This is a genomic window from Pseudomonas sp. XP2, assembly GCF_053557975.1.
Genome location: NZ_JBNRIK010000008.1, coordinates 1 through 23,754 on the forward strand (window position 1 = coordinate 1; position 23,754 = coordinate 23,754).

Here is a 23,754-nt window from a genome sequence, read left to right on the forward strand (position 1 = left end):
CGATGGGCTGCGCAGCAGCCCCAGGTATTGGTGTCACGGCACAAACCGCCGGGGCTGCTGCGCAGCCCATCGCGACACAAGGCCGCTCCCACAAGGAAATAGCGTTAGCCAGGCAGCAGTATGCTGACCCGCAACCCACCGCCCTCGCGGTTCGACACCCTCAGCTCACCACCATGGCTGGCGGCAATCCGCTGGGCAATGCTCAACCCCAGCCCATACCCGCCGGATGCCTGGTTGCGCGACCCTTCACCACGCACGAACGGATCGGTAATGGTTGCCAGCAGCTCCGGCGCGACCCCAGGCCCGCGGTCGTCGATATGGATGAACACTCCACTTACCGCCCGTTCCAGCGTGACCGAAACATGCTTGGCGTAGCGCAACGCATTCACCAGCAAGTTTTGCAGGCAGCGCTGCAACAGCAAGGCATCTACCCGCAAACTACCCACCTGGCCGTGCACCGGAAGGGGTTCTTCGGCAGTGGCCAGGTCCGCACACTGGCGCGCAACCAAGCGGTCCAGGTCCACCTGCTGCAAATTCTGCTGCTCCCCCGCACGCAGGTAGTCCAGAACCTGGCCGATCATGTCGTCCATCTGCGTGATGTTCTGCCGCAGGCGCTGGCGGTGTTCGTCGTCTGGCAGCCGCTCCAGGCGCAGGCGCATGCGGGTCAGCGGGGTGCGCAGGTCATGAGACACGGCGGCCAGGAAGTAGGCCTTGTCATTGACCATGGCAATCAGCCGCTGCTGCATGGCGTTGAACGCCTGCGCCGCCTGGCGCACTTCTTCCGGGCCATCCAGCGCCAGGGGAGGCTGCTCGAGGTTGCCGCCCAGGCCGCGCGCTGCGTCGGCCAGGCGTCGCAACGGGCGCAGGCACAGGCGCACGGCAATCAGGCACACCAGCAATACCGCGACAATCCGCAGCGCATACACCCGCAACAGGTAGTCGCTGATCAGCACCCAGGCCGATTCGCCACTCCAGCCCTGCAGTTCCTGGCCCTCAATGGTCAGCCAGTGGCCATCGGCCAACGGCACTGCAAACTGGATATGCGCCTGGGCCGTGCGCAGGCCGAACAGGCTGCGCCAGACAATCGGCTGACCCAGCTCATCGGTCAGTCGCACCTGCATCAGGCGCACGTCCTGGGCATGCCCCAGCTCGTACTTGAGGGCCTGTTGCAGCAACAGCTCGATGCGCCTGCGCCCGCGACGCTCGTCATGCTCCGCCGTGGGCAGGTGCTCGGCGCAGCGCAGCTGGTAATGGGCTGGCGCCTGCAACGTGCCACCGTGGCAGTCGGCCTGGGCAATCAGCGGTGCACTGCGTGCAGCGATCAGCCTCACCGGGGCTTCGAGCACCTGGGCAAAGCGCACATCAAACCAGATGCTGCTCGACATCAACTGGATCAACAGCGTGCCGCTGACCATGATCAGCAGCAACTGGCCAAACAAGGTGCGCGGCCACAGCCGGCGAAGCCAGCGCATGTCAGGCATCGGCCGCGAGGTTGGCGATACTCAGCAAATAGCCTTCATTGCGGATGGTGAGAATTTGCGCGGCCCCCGCCGGCGCGCGGCGCAGTTGCTGGCGCAGGCGGCTGACGCACATGTCCACCGAACGGTCGTCGGGCAGGTGGTCGCGGCCAAACGCGCTGCGGGTCAGCTGGTCGCGGGACACTACCCGGTTGTTGGCGTCCAGCAGTTCGCGCAGCACGCGGTAGTCGGAGCGCGGCAGGGTAAGGGTTTCGCCATCCGGGCGGGTGAGCAGACGCTTGACGTGTTCAAGGCGAAAGCCTGCGAACTGCTGGGCATCCACCACGGCGGGCTCGTCGGCGGGGGGATCCAGGCGTTGCGGGCGACGCAGCACGGCCTTGATCCGGGCGATCAGCTCGCGTGGCTCGAAAGGCTTGGCCAGGTAGTCGTCGGCACCCACTTCCAGGCCGATGATGCGGTCCAGCGTGCTGCCCTTGGCCGACAGCATGATTACGGCCAGACCACGCGTCGCTTGCAACTGGCGGCACAGGCTAAGGCCATCTTCACCCGGCAGCATCAGGTCGAGCACCACCAGGTCCACCTTGTGCCGGGCCAGCTGTTCGCGCATCTGTTCACCCTCGGCTGCCGCTAGCACGTTGTAGCCGGCACCGGTCAGGTAATCACAAAGAAGTTCGCGGATCTCGTCGTCATCGTCGACAACCAGCAAGGTCGTGCTCATGCGGAAAAACACCTGTTCGGTGAGGGCCGGTGGCGCTCGTTACGTTCAATTACATCCCCGTACATGTCGGGTCTGGAGCCGGGAGGGCCGATCCCTAGAATCCTAACAAAAAATCATCTGCAAATACGAAGCCTTCCCAAATGAATCCCAAGCGCATCCCGAAAGTGTTCACCCCCATCAGCCAAAGTGGCAGTCGCCTCAAGCCGCTGGCGTTCTTCGTGGCCGTCGCCATCAGTGGCGGGGCCGCAGCTGCCGACGGCAAACCCCTGGAGCTGGACGCCACGCAGATCGAAGACAGCGCTCTGCTGCCGGCCGACGATGCTGGCCAGCTAGGCTATACGGTCGAGAGCACCCGCAGCTCCACAGGCCTGGCGCTGACGCCACGCCAGACGCCGCAATCGGTCACCACCATTACCCGCCAGCAGATGGATGACCGCGACATCCACACCATCGAGCAGGCGCTGGAAACCACGCCGGGGGTAACGGCCAACAAATCCGAGGTGGGTGGGCGTACCGACTACCGTGCCCGTGGTTACTCGATCAGCAACTGGAAGGTCGACGGCCTGCAGACCCAGGGCGGGTCCGATTTCAGTGGCAGCGGCAATGCATTGAACATGGACCTGTACGAACGCATCGACATCGTGCGCGGCGCCAACGGCCTGCTGGGCGGCACCGGCGACCCCTCCGCCACCGTCAACCTGATCCGCAAGGCACCGACCAAGACGTTCGGCGGCAGCGCCTACGCCACTTACGGCAGCTGGGACAAACGTCGCCTGGGTGCTGACCTGAATCTGCCCCTTTCCGAGGATGGCCGCCTGCGCTCGCGCTTCGTGATGACCCAGCAGGACGCCAACTCCTTCCGCGACAACCAGTCCGAGCGCTCTCGCGCCGCGTTGGCCAATTTCGCGTTCGACCTGGACGACGCCACCACACTGGGCGCCGGTTACCAGTATGAATACAACAAGGTTGTCGGCGGCGGCTGGGGTGCGAACATCCCGATCTGGTACCGCGACGGCAGCAAGACCGACTTGCCGCGCAGCACCAACGTGGTGCCCAGCTGGAGCTTTGGCGAGTACACCACCCGTACGGCGTTCGGCTCGCTCGAGCACCGCTTCGACAACGACTGGACGTTGGACCTGAAAGCCGCCCAGGCGACTACCGAGGCCTTGAACCACCGCGGCCTTGCCAAGGTGAACTCGGCTGGGCGCGGCAGCTACGGCGGCTATTGGGACCAGGACGGCAGCGGCGCGGTGCTGAACGGTTTGCACAGCTCCAGCGACACCACCCAGCAGTCGGCGCAGATCGACCTGTCGGGCCCGTTCCAGCTGTTCGGCCGCACCCACCAGGCCATGGTCGGCTACAACGACAGCCGCACCGTCGGCTGGTCGCCCCAGTACACCTGCACCATGGTCGGCGATGGCATGGCCAGCGCACCTGCACTGGGTTGCCAGTTCCGCGCCAATAACGGCTTCCCGGTCACGGACTGGCACAATGGCGTGGATGACGACTACGACCTCATCGCCTCGCGCACCGGCCTTCACAGCAAGACCACCACCCGCCTGCAGGGCATGTACGCCGCCACCCGCCTGAGCATCACCGACCCGCTGTCGGTGATCGTTGGCGTGCGCACCAGCAACTATTCTTCTGTGACCCGCAGCGTGGCCGGCGAGCGCAGCAGCCAGGAAGAAAACGGCATCGTCACCCCCTACCTGGGCGCGGTGTATGACCTCAACGACAATTACTCGTTGTATGCCAGCTACACCGACATCTTTACCCCGCAAACCTCTGAAACCAGCAGTGGCAGCAAGGTCGAGCCGATTCGTGGGCAAAGCTACGAAACAGGTATCAAGGGTGAGTGGTTCGATGGCCGTCTGAACGCCTCGGCGGCGTACTTCCGCACCAAGCAGGAAAACAAAGCCGTGCTCGACGGCGACCTGACCACACCGACCGGGGCCAGCGCCTACAAGGCGGGCTCTGGCGTGGAAACCGACGGTATCGACCTGGAAGTGGCAGGCGCGCTGACGCCCAATTGGAACGTGTATGCCGGCTACACCTACCTGCACTTCCGTCGCGTCGACAGCGACGGCCGCAGCGACCCGTCGCACCTGTTCAAGGCTTCGACCACCTACCGCCTCAGCGGCCCGCTCGACCGCCTGACCGTGGGTGCCGGCGTGACCGCGCAAACCAACATCCGCGCCATTTCCAGCCCGGCTGGCCAGCCCACCAATGGTGTGAGCAATGGTGCCACTGATGTGAACTGGTCCGGTTATGCCATCTGGAATGCCATGGCCAAGTACCAGCTGACCGATGAAACCAGCGTCAGCCTCAACGCCAACAACCTGTTCGACAAGCACTACTACACCCAATACGGGTTCTATGCCGGAGCGATCTACGGCGACCCGCGTAACCTGTCGTTGACGGTAAGTACCGCGTTCTGACCAACCGTTCCCACAGGTCTGCGCGCGGTCCCTGTGGGAGCAACTGTCTTGCATAACACCTAAGCGCTAGCGCGATCACTGTGGGAGCGGCTTTAGCCCCGAACACCGGCGAAGCCGGTGCCATGCACCGCGTTGGACTCTTCGCGGGCACGCCCGCTCCCACAGGTACCGCGCAGACTTCAGGTTTATGCAGTATCTGTCGGGGCAACTGAATTGCAAAACATCTGAAAGCGAGCGCGATCACTGTGGGAGCGGGCTCGCCCGCGAACACGGGCGAAGCCCGTGCCATCCACCACGGTGTTTCGGGGGTACCCCGCTCCCAAGCGGCCCTCTCTCAGCTGGGCTCTGCCGCGTGCCCTGCATCAACCGGCTTCTCCAAATGGCCCTCGAAGCTATCCCAATCTTCGCCAAACAGCTCCACCGGATGCATGGTCCGGTCTGCGCCATTGCCACAGGCTAGTGCCTTGGCCGGGCAGTACAGGTCGCAACCCCAGCAGATACGCTCGGGGTGGCGGGGGTTTGTGGGGAATCTCTTGGCCATGCTCATCCTCCCTCAGGGCTACCTGGCCTGAACGTAAACCCCTGGCCCAGCCCCTCGGTTGACCGACATCAATCCATTGGCGGTTGCCCAGATAAAGGGCTTTGCTGAGTTTTTCAGCGTATCGGTCGAGTTCTTCATGCATGGGATGGTTTGACAGCGAAGATTGGCAGCAACTGTCTTGCACAAAACCTGAAGGCTGGCGCGATCACTGTGGGAGCTGGCTTGCCTGCGATGGGCCGCAAAGCGGCCCGCTTTTCTTATTTGACTCGCCTTTTGCGACGGCCTACCAGGTGCAGTGCATACCCGCCGACCGAGACGACTAGAACGTCCCCCTCAGGGTCAGCATGTAATTACGCGGGTCCCCATAGAAGTTGCCGTTCGCCGCGCTGGAGACTGTTTGGTAGTAAGTCTTGTCGAACAGGTTGTTGGCATTGAGCGATACGGTCCAGTGGTCATCCACGCGGTACCTCAACAGGGCGTTCCACACCGCGTAGCCACTTTGCTTGTAATCGAACGGAATGTTCGACTCCACCACATTGCCATTGCCATCCACGCGCACCGTGGTACCGCTGACATAGGTGGCGCTTTGCAGATCGACGCCGCCGCCTACGGTCCATTCCGAAAGCTCTGCGGGCAGTTGATAAGTCGTCCACACCTTGAACTGATGCTTGGGCGTGATGGTGCTCAAGGCCGTGCTGTCAGTCTCGTTCTTGTTGTAGTTGTACACGTAGCTGGCCATCAGGTTCCAATCCTTGCGGATTTCGCCCGTCGCTTCCAGCTCGATCCCTTTGCTGACGACCTCGCCCTGGTTCACATAGCAGCAACTGCCGCCATACAGCACGGAGGCCGCCGGGAAGTTGGTATCCTGCACCGCGCCGTTCTTGCGCTTGGTATAAAACACGGCAAGGCTGGTGTTCAAGCGGCCATCGAACAGTTCGCCCTTGATACCCACCTCGGAGGTCTTGCCCTCCAGCGGCTCCAGCACGTCATTACTGCCCACCGGCCCGCGAAGGTAGCTTTGCTGCGGCTTGTAGATCTTCGAATAGCTGCCATACAGCGACCACTGCTCGTCAAGGTCGTAGATGGCGCCAAAGTAAGGCACGAAACGCGTCGGTTCGCGCATGTCGATGTCGCTCTGCACCACACCCGCATTGGTATACACCTGCTCGAAGTGGTAACGGGCCGCGCGGCCTCCCAGAATGACCTTGAGCGGGTCAGCCACCTGCAGCGTCAAGCGCCCATACAGGCCGTACTGCTCTTGCGTGTTGGGGCTGTAGTCCCGTGGGGTCTGTAATGAAATCGTGGTGGGCTTCCAGTAACCAGGCTCGAACACGTCGATGGGGACACCGGTGCCGGTGAACACCCCAGAGCCCTGCCAGCGGCTGGTGACCTTCTGATAATCGGCGCCCAGCACGAACTGGTGCTCGCGGCCAAAGGCATCGAAGCTGCCAGAAAGGTTGCTGTCTAGCAGGTCCTGGCTGGTGGAATAGACGTTATAGCTGGCGCGCCACACAGGGCCTGCCAAGGTCACCGGGTTGACGGCGTTGCCCGATACTGCCGCCAGCGCCTTGCCGGCGTCGCGGGTATTGGTATACGAGACGTTCAGCTTCCAGTCGTTATCGAAGTAGTGGTCGAGCTTGGTGAAGATCTCCTGGGAGATATTGTCCATGTAGGACCAGTTCTGCCCCAGGTTGGTGTGGCGCGCCAGCCCGATGTCTTTACCCGTCGTATAGCGTGGCAGCCCCAACGACGAGTTGGAGTGGGTGCTTTCATACATGCCACCCAGGGTGAAGATGGTCTGCGGGCCCAGGTCGACCTCGAACACCCCGTATACCGTGGGTTTTTGCGTGGCCAATTTATCCGTGAAGTATTGGCGGTCGGTGTATGCCGTCACCAGGCGGCCGCGAACATTGCCGCTGTCGGTGAGCGGGCCGGTCACGTCGACTTGCGAACGATAGTTGTCCCAGGAGCCGGCGGCGGCTTCGAACTTCAACTGGAAGTCCGACAGCGGGCGCTTGCGCACCAGGTTGATGACGCCACCGGGGTCGCCCACACCGCCGAACAGCGCACCCGATCCCCGTAATACCTCGATGTGGTCGAATTCAGCCAGGTTGTACAACCGGCGGGAGTAGAAGCTGGTAGCCACTGAGGACAGTGCCATGGGCGCTGCGCCATCAATCTGGATGCTGTCGATGTTGAAGCCGCGCGAGTAGAACTCGTAGGTGTCGCTGGTGGTTTTTTGCACCGTGACCCCGGGTGCCATTTTCAGCGCGTCCTGCAGGCTGGTGATACTGCGGTCTTCAATTAGCTGGCTGGACAGCACCGACACCGACTGTGGCGTTTCGCGCAGGCTGGTCGGGCTCTTGGAGCCCACGCTCACCGCACCGGTGGTGTACGAGCCGGTATTCTCGGTCATCTCGCCCATGCCCTGGCCACTGACCAGCGTGCTTCCCAGCTCCAGCGCCGCGCCGCCGGTGGTGGCCACTGGGTCGAGTACCCAGTTGCCATTGGCCGCTTGGGTGGCAACAAGGCCGTTGCCCTGCAGAAGCGCATCCAGGCCCTGCTGAACGGTGTAGTCGCCGCTCAGTGCGGTCGCATGCTTGCCACGGACCAGCGCAGGGTCAAAGGGCAAGTTGATGGCGGCAACTTGTGCAAACGCACTGAGCGATTGCTCCAACGTGCCTGCAGGCAGGTTGTAATGGCGTACTTCGCTCTGTTCGGCATGTACCGCGTAAATCGGCAGCGCAATGCTTGCAGCGCTGGCAAGCAACACGCCACGCAGCGCTACGGCAAGGCGGGTCCTGGGTATATGGCGAGGTGAGAACGCAGATGACATGTGAATCGAGCTCCATTCGTTTGGCAGGGTGTTTTCCCTATTGGCCGAAGTGCTCGAAAAAACCCGCAGCCTCAAACTCGTCTTTTTGCAATTTATGCTGAGCGAGGAACAACGCGACGCCAGAACCGCGTGAAACGCTCAACCCTGACGGGCATTGAATCGCTGAGGGCATTCAGTGCCTGCTCGATATCATCCAGCTGGAAAACGCCGGATACCTTCAAGCCCGCTACCGGTGGCGCGCAGCCAAGCCAGCCGTGCTGATAGCGTGCCAGTTCCGCGATCAGTGTCTGCAACGGCAGGCTGCGTGCCACCAGCTGGCCCCGTGTCCAGGCGCTCGCATCCATTTCGCTGTGCTGGAGCTTGCGGCTACCTTCGGCGCTGATCGAATACTCCTCGCCTGCGGCCACCAGTTGCTGCCGTGCCTGCTGATGGATAAGCACCTTGCTCTGTTCGACCATCAGCCGTGTGCGCGTACCTTCCTGGCGCACCGAAAACGCCGTACCCAGCGCCTGCAATTGTGCCTGGGCGGTGTGGACCCAGAAGCTGCGCCGGCCGGCGGGCGAACCTTCGTCAGCGCCGGTTTCGATGAAGATCTCACCCTGCAACAGCTTGATCAGGCGCTGGCTACTGGTAAATGAGACATCGACGGCGCTATTGGTATTGAGCTGCAGCCGTGTACCGTCGGCAAGCATCACTGTTCGTTGCTCGCCCACGCGGGTGCTGTAGTCGGCAGCCCAGCGCCGAACCTGCTCCTGGCCTTGCCACCCCGTTGCGCCAACGACCAGGCCGGTGCCCAGCACCTGAAGCAGCCGCCGCCGACCCAGCTGGTGATGCTGCATGCGCTCAAGGGCGTCACGCGCGACACCGCCGGGTACACCAGGCAGGCTGGCGAGGCTATGGAAGGTAGACTCGTTGTTCTGCAACGCCTGCCAAGCGGTTTCATGCAGAGGATGAAGCTTGCGCCAATCCAGGCAACCCTGCAGGGCATGCTCGTCCGCGTAACCAGACTGTAGGCGCACCATCCACATGATCGCCTGGTCGAGCACGTCATCGGGTAGCTCGGGTCGCGGTGCGCGGCTCATGAGGTAGCGAAGTAGCAATGGCGGATAGCTTTCGCCATGTAGCTCTCCACCGACCTCAGGCTGACCCCCAGTTGCGCGGCGATTTCCTTGTAGCCCAACCCCTCCAGGCGCGACAGCAGAAAGGCCGTGCGCACCTTGGGCGGCAAGCCGTCGAGCAGGGCATCCACCTTGGCCAAGGTTTCAAGCAGGATCATCTGGGCTTCCGGGGATGGCATCAACGGCTCTGGCAGGTTGGCCACTGCATCCCGGTAGGCCCTTTCGACACGATCGCGGCGCGCACGATCGATCACCAGGGCGCGGGCAATGGTACTCAGCCAGGCACGCGGCTGGCGCACATCCTGTATCCGGTCAAGTTTGCCCAGCACATTGACGAACGTATCCTGAGCCAGGTCGGCGGCTTTATCCCCTTGGCGCAGGCGTTTGCGCAGCCAGTCCACCAGCCAGGCGTGGTGGTCGATGTAGAGGGACTGAACATCAGCCTGCGTTGCAGATGGCACGGGCGGGGTAGACAACTTCAGCCCTCTTGTTGGTATAGGATTGCGTTTGAGAATTTATCTCATCCTATCTGGACTGAATTGTGAATGACAAGGATCACGACGTAATCCAGGGACCTGCTTCTGGCTTGACCGGTAAAGATCGGTCGGCGCTTGGGGAAGCCTTGAACTTCGCAGTACTCATCTCCGGGCAACTGCCGCCGGGGCACAATTTACGAAATAGGGTACCGGGTTTATCTGGCTCGCGTCTGGGTAATCACGATCTGGGGTGGTGAGGCGGCATCGTTCGGGGGCAGGTTCAGGCTGGTGCGAAAGCCGAGCTTGTCCAGCATGTCGATTATTGCGTCTAAGGTGGAGTTTCTCGATCTTGCGTTTATCGCACGGCGGGAGGGATAAGTGTTTCTGGCTCATTTTTTTGCGGAAGAGCTTTTCAGGGGTGGTGGAAAGCGAGGAGCGGGGTTAGGATCCAATGCTAGCGAATAGCCACTAATGCTGAGAAGGTAATTCTGATGAGTCTAAAAATTCTAGTTGATGATCACATTGATCAACTTTTCATTGATAATCCGGAGCTTAAAACTGTAAATAAAAATGAGTTTGAAATTGCGGTGGCCTCTTTTGCTAACCTGAAATATCTGAATGGTCTAGAGTTGGAGGATCTGATTGATGGTATGTTGGGTGAAGGAGGCGATGAAGGGATTGATCTTTGTTATGTGTTCTGTAACGGCGTTTTAGTAACAAGTGAAGAGCTCGCTTTGAATAAAGAGAGTCACGTTAGAGTTAAATTCTTCCAAGTAAAAAAAGAAAATAGCTTCTCCACCGATGGTTTCAGAAAAACAAAAGAAGGCATAGAAGAGATTTTTGATCTCGAATTGGAGTTGGCGCAGTTAAGTCAAATTGGAGCTAATGCTGACTTTATTCGCAAGGCGGATCTTATTAGAAAGCTTTTCAGGCGGTGTGGCTTAACGAAGGCGAAGTTCTCTTGCGAAGTTTACTATGTTACTATAGCTCCTGAATTAAAGATCTCGGAAAAAATTGTTCAGCTTGCTGAAGATCTAAAGCAAAATTCGCTGAATATACCTTTCGATGTAATGTACCTTGGTGCTCAGCAGATTTTAAACCTTACTGAGTCTGTCGATGAGTTGATTGAAATTAATTTCGTGTCTCAGCCATTAGAAATCAAAGAACGAGATGTGGACACCAGTGGGTTCTGCGGATTTGTTAATGGCAACGATTTGGTTCGCTCCCTCTTAGATGAAGAGGGCGACTTCAAAAGCTATTTGACAGACGGTAATGTTCGTTATTTTCTTGGAGAAGATACCACAATCAACAGCTCTATAATTGAGACGGCTAAAAATGGAGCTAAGACTGATATATTTTGGGCGATGAATAATGGGCTAACCATAATTGGTGAGTCTGTTTCGGCAATAGGAAGTAATCAGTACTCCATCACCAATCCGCAAATTGTTAATGGTTGCCAAACTATTCATTGTCTACATTCAGCTTTCGAACAGCTAGGCGAGTTGCCAAGGAATCTCAAAGTCTTTGTGAAGATTGTAAATACAGATGATCCAGAGGTTCAGACGGATATAATCAGTGCTACGAACTCACAGAATCCTGTGAAGGCAGCAAGCCTTAAAGCTAATGATAACATCCAGCGCAACATAGAAAAGCATCTTGCCAAAGCTGGAATATATTACGAGCGACGTCAGAATTATTATAAGCGTCAAGGTTATACAGGTAATAAGGTTGTTGGTCTCTTAAAGATGGCGCAAGTGGTTAATACGGTGGCGAACAAAGAAGCGATCATATCTCTTAATGATCCTGGTAGCTTTTTTGATAGTGCGGGTAAATACAATACACTATTCAGTGATTTGGCTGATTACGATTTTTATAAATTCGCTATACAACTCTCTCAAAAGGCTTGGTCACTTAAAAATTCGGATTTGCGTACTAATACTTATGATGATGAATCTAGAAGCATAATTTCTCGAGGAGGTTATCTGTTCCTCCACGCGATGAGCAGCATCATCATGTCCGAGGCAAGACTCGGAAATGGAGAGCAGAAGCCCCATATAGACAATATTGCTTTGGGTGTACCTGCCAGAAACAACGAATTTACCAAGAGGAAAAATAGCATCTTCAAGTTGCTTGAAGACGATGCTTGGATGAAAGGTTGCTATGAGCGTGCGCGCTCGATGGTTGCGCATGCGATAGTTGCTTTTGTGGATAGCACGCAAAAAGATGCGTTGTCTGTATTCAAGCATCGAACCTTTGATAAGGAATTCTTGCGGCCAGTGTTATCTGAGCATCTTATAGCCAGTTGATGGTATGTGCTTGATCGGTATGTTTAAGTGAAATGAGAGGCCCGCTTACGCGGGCCGATGCAATGCTGATTCTATGGAGTTGACGATATTTCTGGCCATCAATGAATAATAGCCGAGACTGTTCGGGTGCAGGCCATCGTACGCTGGGACGTTAGTCTCGATGGCTGACAGCGCGGTGTAGTTGTCGATCATGTCTAGCTTCGGGACTGAGAGGCCCGGTAGATAGTACCCCGGACGTCCTGCATCGACGGCAGGGTTGGCGCACATCAGGATCACATCTGTCATTGGCAGCAGTACGTCCAGCAGCCCCAGTTGTAGGCATATGCGCGGCCTTAATCGCCAAGTTGCAGCTCTCAAAGAGATGCTAATCAAACGCGGGATCCTTCGGGAGTTAAGGGGGGGCGAAGCCGACTTAGCTAAGCCGGCATCCCGGGAAGGGAAAACCTATGCATACGAGTTGGCTACCGCTGACTGCATGAACGTCATCTACAAAGAAACCTTGGGAAGCTAAGTGGACTGTCCAATCCAGAAACGTCGCAGACGTTGCGCGCTCCAGTGCGGCATCGACCATATCCCGCGCGCCGCTTGCGCTGGCAAGGGGCACTTGAAATAGATAGAGAGCGAAATTTAGAGCAGTTGAGATATGAAGTTTTTGTGTTTTCTAACTGTATTGAAAGTTTTGGTGGGTGTGTTGCTAAAAGAGGTCGTCAAAATCTATATCATCGGGCTCCTCAATGTCACCATAGTCGGCAGCGCCTGAAAATATACTGCCGCCACTCCAGCCATACTTTAATTTGTGAGGGGTTTTGTAAGACGTACCCAAGAACCCTGCTCCCATTGCTAGCGGAGTTCCCTCAATAATTAAGTATTTTCCCTCAACGAAAATATTTTTTACAAGAAGAAGAACGGCGGAAAATGAGCTGCCCGAGAAGTTTGAAAGAATTGCAGAGTTGCCCCACATGTGCCGAGTGTTCGCCATGAATCTTATTTCAATTCCTTTTGAGCGCGCTATAACTAGGCGGTCTTCCTCGCCGCGAGATATCTCCCCCCGGCTGAAATTGAAACCTCGTAAACAAAAGCATATGTCGCCAACCTTAATAAGGTTTTTTATATTTCTACGTCCCCATATTGCTCCAAGCTCTATCGGGTTAGATTTTATAATTAGTTGGTCAACTGCGTCTCTATATAGGTCGTGGATTTTCATGGCGACGTCCCATTCAAATCTATCATAGACGGTAGAGAATTTACTTTCATTGCGTGGTAGATCAAATATGAGCAAGCCATCTTCATCTAGCATACCTTTGTTGACTAGATAGTTTAATCTATTGCTGTTGAATTTTACTCCCTTGGCTCGCATAACGTCAGGCAGGCGTTGGTGATTTATGAAGGTCCACATAGCCTGCTCCATATTCGAACTTGGTAGCATTGCTTTAGATGTATTATGTTTTACTTCTGATAGCCAGAAGTTTTTAATTGCTTTCAGTCGCTTAGGGGTTAAGTTTTGCGCCATGGAGTTAGTGGAGTGAGCTTTTGAATGGCAATTCTTACAGATCACTACAAGATTTGTTTCTATGTTATTGGATGGATTATGGTCTATGTGATGAATCTCAACATGTGCTTTAGGATTTCTACAGACGCAACAGGTGAATGCAGACTCGTAAAGTAATCTTATTGAAAGTTCTGCTGTTATGCTAATGCGCTTAGATGCCATTTTTCACCTCCTAGAATGACGATTAGTTTTCTGGCCTGGAAGCAGATAGTTTTTGCTACGACAGGGGCATATGTTTATAGAGAATGCTGAGTGGGTGAGTATTTTTCCGGAAAGAAAATTCATTCTCTTTTTAGAGCTTCTAGATTTTCGATCTCAGTTGGCTATGGGCTTAGAAATATCGGGTCAATAGAAGGGGGGGCGAAAATCAACGATATAGCGGTCACAACAAACCATAGAAGCGAATCCCAATATTTTACGAGAGCCACTAGCATTGCCCCGGTCGCGGGCAATAGTGCGAGTCCCTTCAGTAGTAAAAAGGTGCGCTGTAAAGTGCGACCCTGTTTTTCTACTTGCTCGATTGTAATTCTGAGTAGGCCCTGTAGTTTGGGTGGATAGGTTTTAATTTTGTCTTTGAAGTCGTCAAAAACAACATTGAAACTATGCAGTAACCGATCCGTTTGGAGCGTTTGATTGTGCAAGATTGCGAGTAAGACCAGCGAAACAATAGCCAAGCCAAGTACCAGAACAAAGCCTTCAAATGCAGAATTACTATTTTTTAGGGCAACCCAGCCAGCAAAAGATACCGGGAGCGCTAGCATTTTTCCGGCAATGTCTCCCAGCACGCCACTGAGCTTGGTTCCATAGTCGATTTCCGCCTGTGCCAACTCGCGTCGCGCCTTCTCGAATGAAAAACTGTAGACGTAAGTTTGTAAATTGGCCCGATAGGTAGTGAGGACCTCATTCCATTCGCGAACCACAACTAGGAAGTGATTTGGCTCGCTTTCAAATTTCTCAATTATACTGGCGATCGCAATCCGCATCATCAGTTTGCGTTCTGAGAGATGAGCCTTATTCTCATTTTTGCGATTGAGGATTTCCTCAAGCAAACTTATATGCCTAAGCTCATGGCCAAGGATATGTTCATCAACCTGTGTCGGCAGCAAAAACGTCCTAGGCGGTTTTACGCCGTCGGGAGGCAAAGCGAAGAACAAATTGTAGGTATCAGGGCTACTTTCCTTGTCCACTCCGATTGCAAGCAACGCCAGAAGCTCAATTAGCCTACAAACTCGTCGGAGTTCTGTGATTTGTATTGGTTCGCTAGCGTCGAAATCTGCCCAACCCAAGTCAACGACGTACACGTTCTGCGGAAACCGCCCTTTGCCCAGTGACCCGCTACGAGCCAATTCGCTAACACTCGCGTAAAAACGACCAAATTCATTCGTAGGTAAGCGGAATTCGATCTGAACCGCATCATTCTCAACTACCTCATGGTGCTGAATTTTTCCGAATTCGGGCTGCAGATCCTTGCATGCATGCAGCGCGGCAGTGATGTCGGCAGTGGGCAGTCCTTCATAGGAGACCACACCATCTTCGATGGCTGGCGCCCCCATTGCCCGATACAGGGCTACGACATTGGAAAACATTGTTTACCCAACCCTGGCCTGCAGCTCTTTTTCAATCAAATCGACCAATTCCTGGTTCATGTTTGACAGCGTCAGCTTCTTACGACCCTCATCGTAGTAAACCTCAGACGTTGCCTCCTTCCCCAAGGCACCACGTTCGAATTGAAGCGACCAGCTCGTGGCTTCGCCTTTGATCCTAGTCTTCTCCTTTAACGACTTGGCGTTGACAGTGAAGTCCTCAGGAACTCGATGCTTTTCGTCGTTGAGATAGCCTTTCAGTCCTGCAATTTCATCGACTAGATCAGGCGGAATATGCTGAGTTGCCGCGTGGCAGATCGCATCTAAGCGAGCGGATTTTCCATCCATCAGTCGGTCCTGCAAGTACCGGACAACCGCTTCTTTCGCTTTGTAAGCAAACGGCTTGAGCTCTTTCTTGTTACGGAAAAAACGGCTAACGTAATCAATGGCATTCTTGGTGGCACGCCCGGAAGCCACGCCTTTGGCGCATCCCAGTGCGGAGATAAAATAATCGGACGCTTGACTGTCCCGGCCGCGGCTGATGAAGCACAGATAGGTCATATCAACCTCTTCTGCGTCCGCAGCATCCACAACTGCGTTTTCTTCGGTTACAGGCACGGCGGCCGCATTGACCGCCGCGAACTTCACCAGATTGATCCTGGCTGCCTGTTGAACCGTTTTAAGGTCGACTTCCTGAATAGCTTTGGGCACATAGTTCTCATCTAGTTGAATGCCTCCACGCTGCTTGATGCTGGCGACCAGAAAGAAGTCAGACGCTCCTGATGTGTACTGGGCGCAAAGAATGTGACCGCCGGTAGCCAAGGTTTGGTCCCTCGCCTGCTCGACCAGCTGATCCATGGCAAGATGGGTTAAAGCGACGAATTCAGCCTCATCATCACTAACATCGACGAAGGTGCAAAACCGATCGGGAAATGGACCTTGGCGACCGTCGTCTGCAAATTGTCCGTAGACCACGCTGTTCCCTTCTTTACCAATCAGGCCGTTGATACCTTCGACGAGTGACTCCAGCGCTGGGTTTTGTGTGTCGAGGACAACGTCCTTTTTCACTACATCAGAAACGAGATCTGTATGAACAATTTTCTTAAAACTGTGGATGATGGCGGTTTTCAGCGTGATCACAGGTTGACTTCCGTTTCGGTAATATCAATGTGAGATTACGAGACTCAGAGGTCACCTGCAAATGGTCGTTGACCTGCGCCTCAAACGCCAACGCATCCCCCACATGCTTATCCACTCCAATCCACCGAGGCGCTGAGGCACCAGATCGTGACGATTCTCGACGCCGAAGCGCGGGGCTGTGACCTGTTCGACCTGGACGACCTGCGCATCGATTAGGACGCCGAGTCCTTCCAGAACCTGCTGATTGCGAGTTCGTCGACGAGGGTGCCAGCATCTCCCGCTGGCCATGCTGCAGCCGTGCATAGTTGACAGCTAGACGGTGTGGGACGAGTACAAGCCCTTCGCGGCCAGGCCGTTCGCCGACCTGCAGCTCTGGGTCGGTTATGACCCGGCCGAGACCACCGATAGCGCGGGCCTGGTCGTGGTGGCGCCGCCACTGGTACCTGGCGGTAAGTTCCGCATCCTCGAACGGCACCAGTTCCGCGGGATGGACTTCGACGCCCAGGGCGACACCATCCGCAAGGTGACCCAGCGCTACTGGGTGACCTACATCGGCATCGATACCACGGGCATGGGCGCGGCTCTAGCCCAGCTTGTGCGCCAGTTCTTCCCCGGCTTGCGAACGTTTTCCTACAGCACCGAGGTTAAGACGCGCCTGGTGATGAAGGCCGTGGACGTGATCAGCAAGGCCCGCTTGGAGTTCGACGCCGGCTGGACGGACGTCGCCCAATCGCTCATGGCCATTTGCAAGCCCATCACCGCTGGTGGGCGGCAGTTCACCTACACCGCCGGTCGCAACGAGACCACCGGCCACGCCGACTTGGGGTGGGCACTCTTTCACGCACGGCAAGACGAGCCGCTGGAGGGCCAGACCACGGCCAACACCAGCTTCATGGAGATCTACTCATGAGCAAGCCGATCAAGCACCGCCAGCGCGGCGGCCCACTGGCGCAGCCGGCCCGCGAGGACGAGCTGTTGGTTAAAGGGGCCGGCGGGGAGTCGATGGCGTTCACATTCGGCGAGCCGGTACCGGTGCTGGATGGTCGCGAGATCCTGGATTACCTGGAGTGCTGGTCGAACGGGCGGTGGTATGAGCTGCCGGTCAATCTAGACGGGCTGGCCCGGTCGGCAAAGGCCAGCGTCTACCTGCAGTCGGTGCTGACGTTCAAGCGCAACATGCTGGTGCGTAGCTTCATCCCCCATCGGTTGTTGAGCCGCCAGGCGTTCGAGCAGATAGTCATGGACTGGGGGTGTGCGGGAACCTGTACCTGGAGAAGCGCGACAACATGTTGGGCCAGGCCATGGGGGGGCGGATTCGGCTCGATCAAGGAAGCGACGGAGATCTGGGTGATGAACGAACTGGAGCCGGTCCAGACACGTTTGGCCCAGGTCAATGACTGGTTAGGCGAGGAGGTGGTGCGATTCGCACCCTTTGAGATACCCGCACGGGGGTAACTCAAACGGCGCCGGAATCTCACCAAAATTTACAGAAGCCAGCGGATATCGTTGGAGTAGCTCTGAAGGCACTCCACACAGTGTTCTTGGCTTCTACCAGCCCCAAATGCAGCACGAAGCACTTGGTCATACTTAGATTCGACTACCTGCGCTTTTGCAGCACAAATTTTTTGATTGATATGACCGAACCCGTAGTTGTCAACCAAGCCGATCATGCAAGACTCTAGGCAAGTAACTTTCGTTCTTAAAAACTCGAAATTCTCGAGCTTATCGTAATTGCAAATGGCGCGTAAGGCTCGCTTGTCCCCAGTGAGAATACGGTAATCGATTACTCTTGCATGATGGTCCTTAGCATGCATGAATAGTGCCTGCTCACCCGGATCGATTTCTGGGATTTCATTCAAGTGATCAAGTAAATCAAAATCAATCGGAGCTTCAGGAAGCACCTGGCAGGAATCAAGCAGCTCGTTGATTCGCTCATACGCCTGAACGCTTCCCACGTATCGGGCAATAGCTTTCTCGGGATCATTCAGCCGAAGGCTATACCTTATGGTGTTCAAGACAGAGCAGTCTTTTGCGCTGGATCGCAGTAATCCCAGCGCTTCTCCAATAAGGTCGCATTGAGCAAGTTTTACAACAAGATCATTATCCGACAGTAGAATCATTATAGACCAACTAAAGTCCCTAGCAATGAAAGGCTATCTTCCTTGAGTTCGTCTTTTACGTTGTCTAGCAGTAATCGGTTAACTAAATCTTGATCTTTTCTGTCCCCGCTCATCACTTTTAGAGTGGCGGTGCATAGCGCCCAAAAATTGCCATTGTGCGCGCTATTCAATACCACGTGGGTTGGATCAATCGAGTGCTGTTTGCCATACTCTATTGCCATATGGGCAAGTACTGGTGCTTTATAGAAACCAGTGAGAGTAAGCCGCGGCTGATTACCTGTGAGCAGTTCTAATGCATAGTCGTCTGCAGCTCGTTCCGCATCGTCTTTGCCGTTGGCATCTTCTTGGATGCTGTTGTCAACGATGGCCCCATTGGGATCCAGATGGCCGAGGGCAACGTGACCCAGTTCGTGCGCCAGGTGGAACAGCAGGTAGCCGCAAGCCTTACGTGAGGACAAGACGATTGTCGGACGACCACGAGTGGCCATCGCGATACCGTCCATCTTTCGCTTCATCAAAGAGGAAGCCAGATGAACAACTGGAATGCCTGCTTGCCAGCAATAATTGAGCAGGCCTTCGAGATCTACCCAAGGCTTGCCACTCGCAAGGATCTGCTGACGCACCTCCGCAGCCGATCCTGGACGTACAAATTCATGGTCATAGGCGGAGAGAACGAGCTTGCTAGCACTACGTGCCAGGGCGACGGCAAGCTGCACGTCATCCTCTGTCGTTCCCTTGACCAACTTGAAGCGACGCATCTCCGGCAAATCGAACTCGACGCGAGGCGGCTCTTCGATCAGAGGTTTTATCTTGAGATTGAGTGCTTTGGCCACAATCAGCTTGGCTTGTTGAAGTCCTGCAGGAGTATCCGCAATAGCATCTTCCCACCAGGGTGGCAGAACAGCTCGCACAGCCGTCTTCGGAAGGCCATGTGCTCTGAGGGCACTGTAAAGATTCTGGATAGTATCAGTCATGTCCCCTCCTTTAATCGCGGGTGAACCTTCGACCTCGCGATGATAGCAAAATCACACGATATTGCACCTTTTTGCCCCTGGCTAACCTGTCGCTGACGCGCGCAATCGTCCCCCACCCCCCGCCACGCCTGCGGGCTAAACCTGTCGGAATGCGGGCTCGGTCAGGCCGCCCCGTATCTGGAGTGGGGGGCGATAAGGTGTGAGAGAGGATCGTGTCCCAGTAAGTGGTGTAAGTGAACCAGCCGAAGGCGCCCTTTGGGCGAGAGAGGATGGTCATCGTGGTTCGCCTTCAGAAACCGGCTCCACCATGTCATGATCATCCGGCGCTCTTCGAGGAACTCGGCCTTGTGGGTATAGGCTGCGCGCACGTTGTTGCGCTCCTTATGGCTCATCTGCCGTTCGATTGCCGTCTCCGACCACAGCCCGGACTCGACCAGCGCACTGCACGCCATGCCTCGGAACCCGTGGCCGCAGATATCCACCTTGGTGTCGTAGCCCATCGTCCTGAGCGCAGTATTCACCGTGTTCTCGGACAGCGGTTTCCACGGTTTGGCATCGCCAGCGAGCACCAGGTCCAATTTGCCGGGGATCGCCTGGGTCTGCTCAAGCAAAGCCAGTGCTTGCGGCGATAAGGGTACAGCGTGAACGTCCCCGGCCCTCTTCGTACCCCTTGTGAAAAAGGGCACCCCGTCAAGCGCTGCGCAAGTGTTGGGAGGGTTCTCAGATACTACGAATGGCCAGGCCCTGATCGGCCGATCAAGTCGCTGACGGAATCGTTGGGGTCGGATGCGATGGAGCTCATCATCAACGGAAGCCCTGCATTCGGATGCGTGTATGTGGCCAAATTTGCAGACATGGTCGTGGTGTTGCATTCGTTCGTAAAAACGACTAACAGGTCCGACCGGCACGCGATGCAGGTCGCTGAAGAGCGGATGAAGGAGTTGAAGCAAGAACTGAGAAAAATGGGGTACAGGGTTTAAGTGCCAGGCGATTGGGTGATAACGATCTGGGGAGGTGAACCGGCATCGTTCGAGGGCAGGGTCAGGCTGGTGCAAAAGCCGAGCTTGTCCAGCATGTCCATCATGGCGTCCAAGGTGAATTTCTCGATCTTGCCGTTTGCAAGCTCGGATATGCGGGATTGGGTTACGTTCAGCTTGGCTGCGGCATCATGCTGTTTGAGGCCCATTTTTTTGATGCAGTCAGTGATGAAAATGGACAAGTCCATCTTCAAGGCCATTTTGCTGGCGGTTTCTGCGTCGTGGGTGGCGTGGAAAGGGCTTTCGTGGAATTGAAGCGCCATTGGCTTGCCTCAGCAGAAATATCTAAAATTTGCGATAAATCGTAGCGGTGATTGGTTGGTCAGTCAAAGCGTTTCTGTTGGAGGGTGTGTCTGTTTTTGAGCTGTGTTGGTGATCAGAGAATTGCATCTGCTTGGGGTTGGTGGGGCTGCTGCGCAGCCCATCGCAGGCAAGCCAGCTCCTACACTGATCGTGGTGGCTTTGGGTGATTTGTAAGAACACGACGCTGGCTGGGGCAAGAGTGGGGGGCGGGACTGCGGGGGTGGAAACAAAAAAGGCCCACCTTTCGGTGAGCCTTTTTTGATACTGCGTATGGTGCCGGCACCAGGAATCGAACCCGGGACCTACTGATTACAAGTCAGTTGCTCTACCATCTGAGCTATACCGGCAATGGGGCGTCATTATAACGATCGTTTGGCGCCTGTAAACCACTTCCTTGCGAATGTTCGCAAAAGACCTAAGTCACCGGCCCAAAAGGAGAATTTTCCTACCAGCCGCGGTGGATGGTGTTGACGCTTGGCTCGCTTTTGCCCGGGTTGAAGAACAGCTTATCGTTGTCGCAGCCGCGCTTGCGGCAGGGGCTTTCGGTGCGCAGGGGCAGGCCGTTGTCGCCGCCCAGTTGCATGCCGGGGTGGTTCCAGCCCAGGTTGCTGTTGTGGTGAGGCGAGGTGCCGCTGGCGCAGCCGGTGATGGCCAGGGCAAGGGTCAACAAAGCGAAGGATTTGGCTCGGGTCACGATGGTCGGGTCCGTTGGTCCATTGTCGGTTCTGGCGCAACGCCAGACGGCCGCGGGGCTGGCGGGCAGCGCGCGACGTCACTTTTTAATGATTTGGGGGGCGGATGATACACCGTTACGGCGGGTGAGCATTAGCCTTGTGTTGTCTGGCATGGCCTCTTCGCGGGCATGCCCGCTCCCACAGGTTTAGTGACTGCCTTGAAAGTGGTGCAGTGATTGTGGGAGCGGGCGTGCCCGCGAAGAGGCCATAAGCTGTATGAAAATTCTGAACCAAGAGGCCAAAAGCTTCAGGGTTTGGAGGGTTCGGAAGTATCCTACGCGCGCTGCCGAAGTATCGCTGTTGTCGGGGAAATGGCTCACAGATACCGTTTGCGGGTCGCTCAGGCGACCGGGTGTGAGAACCCGACTACGAATTTAGCGGCTGCGTAATGGCGACCGTGCGCGGGCAGATTTCGGTCTGGCCGAGGCTTCCTATATTCACTCGGTTTCTCACCCCGTGCACGGTTGCCGCCATTTGTTCCGGTGAGAAAGAATGAATGCTGCAACTCCTTGAGGAATATAGGAGTTCGAAAAATTGAAAACCCTTCCGCCAGACGACACCCCCAAACCAATCACCACCGCAGGCGTGGAAACCTTCCTCGCAGCTGGTAACCCTTCCCTCAATCTGCTGCGCGTAGAGCCCGGTGTCCCGGTGGATGCAGCTTATGAGCATGTCTCGATCCTGATGGGCTACATCAAGCACCTGGTGCGCGAGGGGGATATGGAGGACGACCATAAATTCCTGGGGGCTGCCGATTACCTGTGCGACATGGCCAAGGCGCTGATGAACGATATCGAGATCGCCAAAGGTAAGGCGCACTGAGACTTTGAGAGGGGCTGCTTTGCAGCCCTTTCGCGGCACAAGGCCGCTTCCACAAAAGCCGCTTGCGCCAACCATAAGAAATGTTTATGCACAAGTGGCATTGGCGGCTTGCGCGAAAGGCATGCCGCATCGCTACGCCGCTGGTCTTTGCGCAAATGCCTGTTTTTACTGGCCTGCAGCTGCGACCAGGAATAAGCCAAACCCTTGAAATAGCGCTTGGATCCAACAGGTAATCAAAAGCTTGTTCACAGACTTATCCACAGGTTGTGCTGCGGCTAAAGGTCACGTTCCGCGAGTATCAGCAGGTTGCGCGGGGTCAGCGGGTAATCGCAGAACAGGCCCAGGCGTACCTCATAGCCTTGTTCTTCGAGGAACAGGGCGCGATCAAGCACCAGCCACAATTCCAGCAGCCGGCGGAACAGGTTACGTACGCGCTCCAGGTTGCGTACCTCGGCCAGTCGTTGCCACCCGGCTGCTTCCAGGGCGGCCCAGTCCGGGTTGCCGTTCAAGGGCAGTTGTTTGAGATCGGCCAGGTCGCGGCAGTACTGCTCGTAGGGCTTTTCCAGCCAGGCGACCGGCAGCGACGGCGTTGGCAGGTATTCGCCGGTCTGGCGCTGCTGGCGTTGCAGCAGGTCGAAGCCCAGGCGGCGGGCCATCGAGGTGTCGCGCTGGCGCCGCACGCGGGCGCCGGCAGTGACGGTTTCGCTCAGGGGCAGGCCCAGGTCGTCCAGCGACAGCTGCAGGCTCGATGCTTTCGCGGCTGTGGATAACGCCTGGTAGTGCGGCGCCGCGATGCGGTTGTAGCAGCAGGGGGCTACGGCGAGTTGCCGGCAGCCTTGCTGGCTGGCCAGTTGCATCAGGCGGACGTGCAGGTCGCCACAGGCATGCAGGGCGACCACGCTTTTGTCGCCGGCCAGGTGGCGGGCGCTGTCGCTGGCCATCACATCCTGGTGTACGTGCTGTGCTGGCAAGTGATGGTGGGCGCTCAGTGCCTGGCCGGCGGCAACCAGTTCGGCGTCGTATTCCAGGCAGGTCAACTGCTGGCCGGGTTGCAGCAGGCGACGGCCGAGGTGGCCTTTGCCGGAGCACCAGTCCAGCCAGTGTTGAGCCTGGTGGTGGAAGGTCAGGTGGCTGGCGAAGGCTTCGATCTGCTGCCATTTGCGGCCGGGGACGGCGACGTCCAGGCGGTGGGCGGCAGGTGGCAGGTCGGTTTGAGGGAGGCTGCCGAGGGCGGCGAGCTTTTGGGCTTGTTCGGCCAGTTGTGGGAAGGGCGCGGGCAAGCGGTCAGCGGCGCTGTCGGCTTCGGCGTCTGCCAGGGAGCATTGGCGCAGGTGGGCGGCAAGCTGGGGGTGGGTGGTTTCCCAGGCCAGTTGCAGGGTGGTGAAGGGGCGGGGTTTCCACAGCTGTTGGTGCTCGATCAGGAACTGGTCGAGGGCCTTGAAGCGGGTGCTTAGGTGGTGGCTGTGGAGGTGGCTGGACATGGGTAGATGTGTGTTGGTTTTTAGGGCCTCTTCGCGGGCACGCCCGCTCCCACAGGTATAGTGCACAGGCTAAGCACTGTGCAGTAATTGTGGGAGCGGG

Annotated in this window: 19 protein-coding genes, 1 tRNA gene and 5 pseudogenes; 7 read left to right on the forward strand and 18 right to left on the reverse strand. The window is 56.5% G+C overall.

Annotated elements, in window-relative coordinates:
* Positions 1-104: 104 nt before the first annotated feature.
* Both ACK1VC_RS11020 and ACK1VC_RS11025 read right to left on the reverse strand, forming a co-directional pair.
* Positions 105-1,472: an ATP-binding protein gene (locus ACK1VC_RS11020; protein ID WP_024717586.1), complete on the reverse strand. Its 1,368-nt coding sequence runs from the start codon at positions 1,470-1,472 to the stop codon at positions 105-107.
* A gap of 1 nt (position 1,473) precedes the next feature.
* Positions 1,474-2,196 (reverse strand): response regulator, encoded by a 723-nt coding sequence (locus ACK1VC_RS11025; protein WP_191087163.1) that lies wholly within the window; start codon positions 2,194-2,196, stop codon positions 1,474-1,476.
* 140 nt (positions 2,197-2,336) lie between these two features.
* Here ACK1VC_RS11025 and ACK1VC_RS11030 point away from each other — a divergent pair, with 140 nt between their 5' ends.
* Positions 2,337-4,634 carry a TonB-dependent siderophore receptor gene (locus tag ACK1VC_RS11030; protein WP_016484433.1) on the forward strand — a complete coding sequence of 766 codons (2,298 nt, stop codon included), beginning with the start codon at positions 2,337-2,339 and terminating at the stop codon, positions 4,632-4,634.
* 334 nt (positions 4,635-4,968) lie between these two features.
* Here ACK1VC_RS11030 and ACK1VC_RS11035 read toward each other — a convergent pair whose 3' ends face one another.
* Complete coding sequence (locus ACK1VC_RS11035) at positions 4,969-5,175, reverse strand: DUF3079 domain-containing protein (RefSeq protein WP_191087164.1); 207 nt, start codon at positions 5,173-5,175, stop codon at positions 4,969-4,971.
* A 79-nt stretch (positions 5,176-5,254) separates the two neighbouring features.
* Between ACK1VC_RS11035 and ACK1VC_RS11040 the strand changes: the two are divergent.
* Positions 5,255-5,329 (forward strand): annotated as a pseudogene (locus ACK1VC_RS11040) (helix-turn-helix domain-containing protein); the annotation flags it as partial.
* Positions 5,330-5,494: 165 nt separating this feature from the next.
* Here ACK1VC_RS11040 and ACK1VC_RS11045 read toward each other — a convergent pair.
* The 4 genes and pseudogenes from ACK1VC_RS11045 to ACK1VC_RS11060 form a co-directional block, all read right to left on the reverse strand.
* Complete coding sequence (locus tag ACK1VC_RS11045; protein WP_191087165.1) at positions 5,495-8,011, reverse strand: TonB-dependent siderophore receptor; 2,517 nt, start codon at positions 8,009-8,011, stop codon at positions 5,495-5,497.
* Positions 8,012-8,103: 92 nt separating this feature from the next.
* Positions 8,104-9,093 carry a FecR domain-containing protein gene (locus ACK1VC_RS11050; protein ID WP_191087166.1) on the reverse strand — a complete coding sequence of 330 codons (990 nt, stop codon included), beginning with the start codon at positions 9,091-9,093 and terminating at the stop codon, positions 8,104-8,106.
* Positions 9,090-9,605, reverse strand: a complete 516-nt coding sequence (locus tag ACK1VC_RS11055) for a sigma-70 family RNA polymerase sigma factor (RefSeq protein ID WP_232247548.1) — start codon at positions 9,603-9,605, stop codon at positions 9,090-9,092. The genes ACK1VC_RS11050 and ACK1VC_RS11055 overlap by 4 nt, the downstream gene beginning before the upstream one ends.
* 215 nt (positions 9,606-9,820) lie before the next feature.
* A pseudogene (locus ACK1VC_RS11060) lies at positions 9,821-9,943 on the reverse strand (helix-turn-helix domain-containing protein); the annotation flags it as partial.
* 153 nt (positions 9,944-10,096) lie between these two features.
* Between ACK1VC_RS11060 and ACK1VC_RS11065 the strand changes: the two are divergent.
* A complete protein-coding gene (locus tag ACK1VC_RS11065) occupies positions 10,097-11,911 on the forward strand; it encodes an AIPR family protein (protein ID WP_191087167.1) in 1,815 nt (604 codons plus the stop codon).
* A 45-nt stretch (positions 11,912-11,956) separates the two neighbouring features.
* Here ACK1VC_RS11065 and ACK1VC_RS11070 read toward each other — a convergent pair whose 3' ends face one another.
* From ACK1VC_RS11070 to ACK1VC_RS11085, 4 genes are all read right to left on the reverse strand, one after another.
* A complete protein-coding gene (locus ACK1VC_RS11070; protein WP_191087168.1) occupies positions 11,957-12,103 on the reverse strand; it encodes a hypothetical protein in 147 nt (48 codons plus the stop codon).
* A gap of 502 nt (positions 12,104-12,605) precedes the next feature.
* Positions 12,606-13,622 (reverse strand): HNH endonuclease signature motif containing protein, encoded by a 1,017-nt coding sequence (locus ACK1VC_RS11075; RefSeq protein ID WP_191087169.1) that lies wholly within the window; start codon positions 13,620-13,622, stop codon positions 12,606-12,608.
* A 161-nt stretch (positions 13,623-13,783) separates the two neighbouring features.
* Positions 13,784-15,046: a hypothetical protein gene (locus tag ACK1VC_RS11080; protein WP_191087170.1), complete on the reverse strand. Its 1,263-nt coding sequence runs from the start codon at positions 15,044-15,046 to the stop codon at positions 13,784-13,786.
* 3 nt (positions 15,047-15,049) lie between these two features.
* Positions 15,050-16,183 (reverse strand): nucleoid-associated protein, encoded by a 1,134-nt coding sequence (locus ACK1VC_RS11085; RefSeq protein ID WP_191087171.1) that lies wholly within the window; start codon positions 16,181-16,183, stop codon positions 15,050-15,052.
* A 141-nt stretch (positions 16,184-16,324) separates the two neighbouring features.
* Here ACK1VC_RS11085 and ACK1VC_RS11090 point away from each other — a divergent pair.
* A pseudogene (locus ACK1VC_RS11090) lies at positions 16,325-17,093 on the forward strand (phage terminase large subunit family protein); the annotation flags it as partial.
* Positions 17,094-17,101: 8 nt separating this feature from the next.
* Positions 17,102-17,490, forward strand: a pseudogene (locus tag ACK1VC_RS11095) (phage portal protein); the annotation flags it as partial.
* Positions 17,491-17,667: 177 nt separating this feature from the next.
* Here the strand turns inward: ACK1VC_RS11095 and ACK1VC_RS11100 are convergent.
* The 3 genes and pseudogenes from ACK1VC_RS11100 to ACK1VC_RS11110 form a co-directional block, all read right to left on the reverse strand.
* Positions 17,668-18,303: a hypothetical protein gene (locus ACK1VC_RS11100; protein WP_191087172.1), complete on the reverse strand. Its 636-nt coding sequence runs from the start codon at positions 18,301-18,303 to the stop codon at positions 17,668-17,670.
* Positions 18,303-19,277: an ImmA/IrrE family metallo-endopeptidase gene (locus ACK1VC_RS11105; protein WP_191087173.1), complete on the reverse strand. Its 975-nt coding sequence runs from the start codon at positions 19,275-19,277 to the stop codon at positions 18,303-18,305. The genes ACK1VC_RS11100 and ACK1VC_RS11105 overlap by 1 nt, the downstream gene beginning before the upstream one ends.
* 161 nt (positions 19,278-19,438) lie before the next feature.
* A pseudogene (locus ACK1VC_RS11110) lies at positions 19,439-19,990 on the reverse strand (tyrosine-type recombinase/integrase); the annotation flags it as partial.
* On the opposite strand from ACK1VC_RS11110, the gene ACK1VC_RS11115 reads away from it, so the two are divergent.
* Complete coding sequence (locus ACK1VC_RS11115) at positions 19,919-20,257, forward strand: type II toxin-antitoxin system RelE/ParE family toxin (protein WP_191087832.1); 339 nt, start codon at positions 19,919-19,921, stop codon at positions 20,255-20,257. The pseudogene ACK1VC_RS11110 and the gene ACK1VC_RS11115 sit on opposite strands and share 72 nt — an antisense overlap.
* Here ACK1VC_RS11115 and ACK1VC_RS11120 read toward each other — a convergent pair.
* The 3 genes from ACK1VC_RS11120 to ACK1VC_RS11130 all read right to left on the reverse strand — a co-directional run bounded on the left by ACK1VC_RS11120 (position 20,254) and on the right by ACK1VC_RS11130 (position 21,311).
* On the reverse strand, positions 20,254-20,577 hold the full coding sequence (locus tag ACK1VC_RS11120) for a helix-turn-helix domain-containing protein (RefSeq protein WP_191087174.1): 324 nt from the start codon (positions 20,575-20,577) through the stop codon (positions 20,254-20,256). The two genes, ACK1VC_RS11115 and ACK1VC_RS11120, sit on opposite strands and share 4 nt — an antisense overlap.
* A gap of 311 nt (positions 20,578-20,888) precedes the next feature.
* A tRNA-Thr gene (locus ACK1VC_RS11125) sits at positions 20,889-20,964 on the reverse strand.
* A gap of 98 nt (positions 20,965-21,062) precedes the next feature.
* Entirely contained in the window at positions 21,063-21,311 is a 249-nt protein-coding gene (locus ACK1VC_RS11130) for a hypothetical protein (RefSeq protein WP_016484490.1), read from the reverse strand.
* Positions 21,312-21,885: 574 nt separating this feature from the next.
* On the opposite strand from ACK1VC_RS11130, the gene ACK1VC_RS11135 reads away from it, so the two are divergent.
* Positions 21,886-22,173 (forward strand): DUF3077 domain-containing protein, encoded by a 288-nt coding sequence (locus tag ACK1VC_RS11135; protein WP_191087175.1) that lies wholly within the window; start codon positions 21,886-21,888, stop codon positions 22,171-22,173.
* Between the two features lie 275 nt (positions 22,174-22,448).
* On the opposite strand, the gene ACK1VC_RS11140 is transcribed toward ACK1VC_RS11135, so the two are convergent.
* Positions 22,449-23,654, reverse strand: a complete 1,206-nt coding sequence (locus ACK1VC_RS11140; protein WP_191087176.1) for a methyltransferase — start codon at positions 23,652-23,654, stop codon at positions 22,449-22,451.
* Positions 23,655-23,754 lie beyond the last annotated feature (100 nt).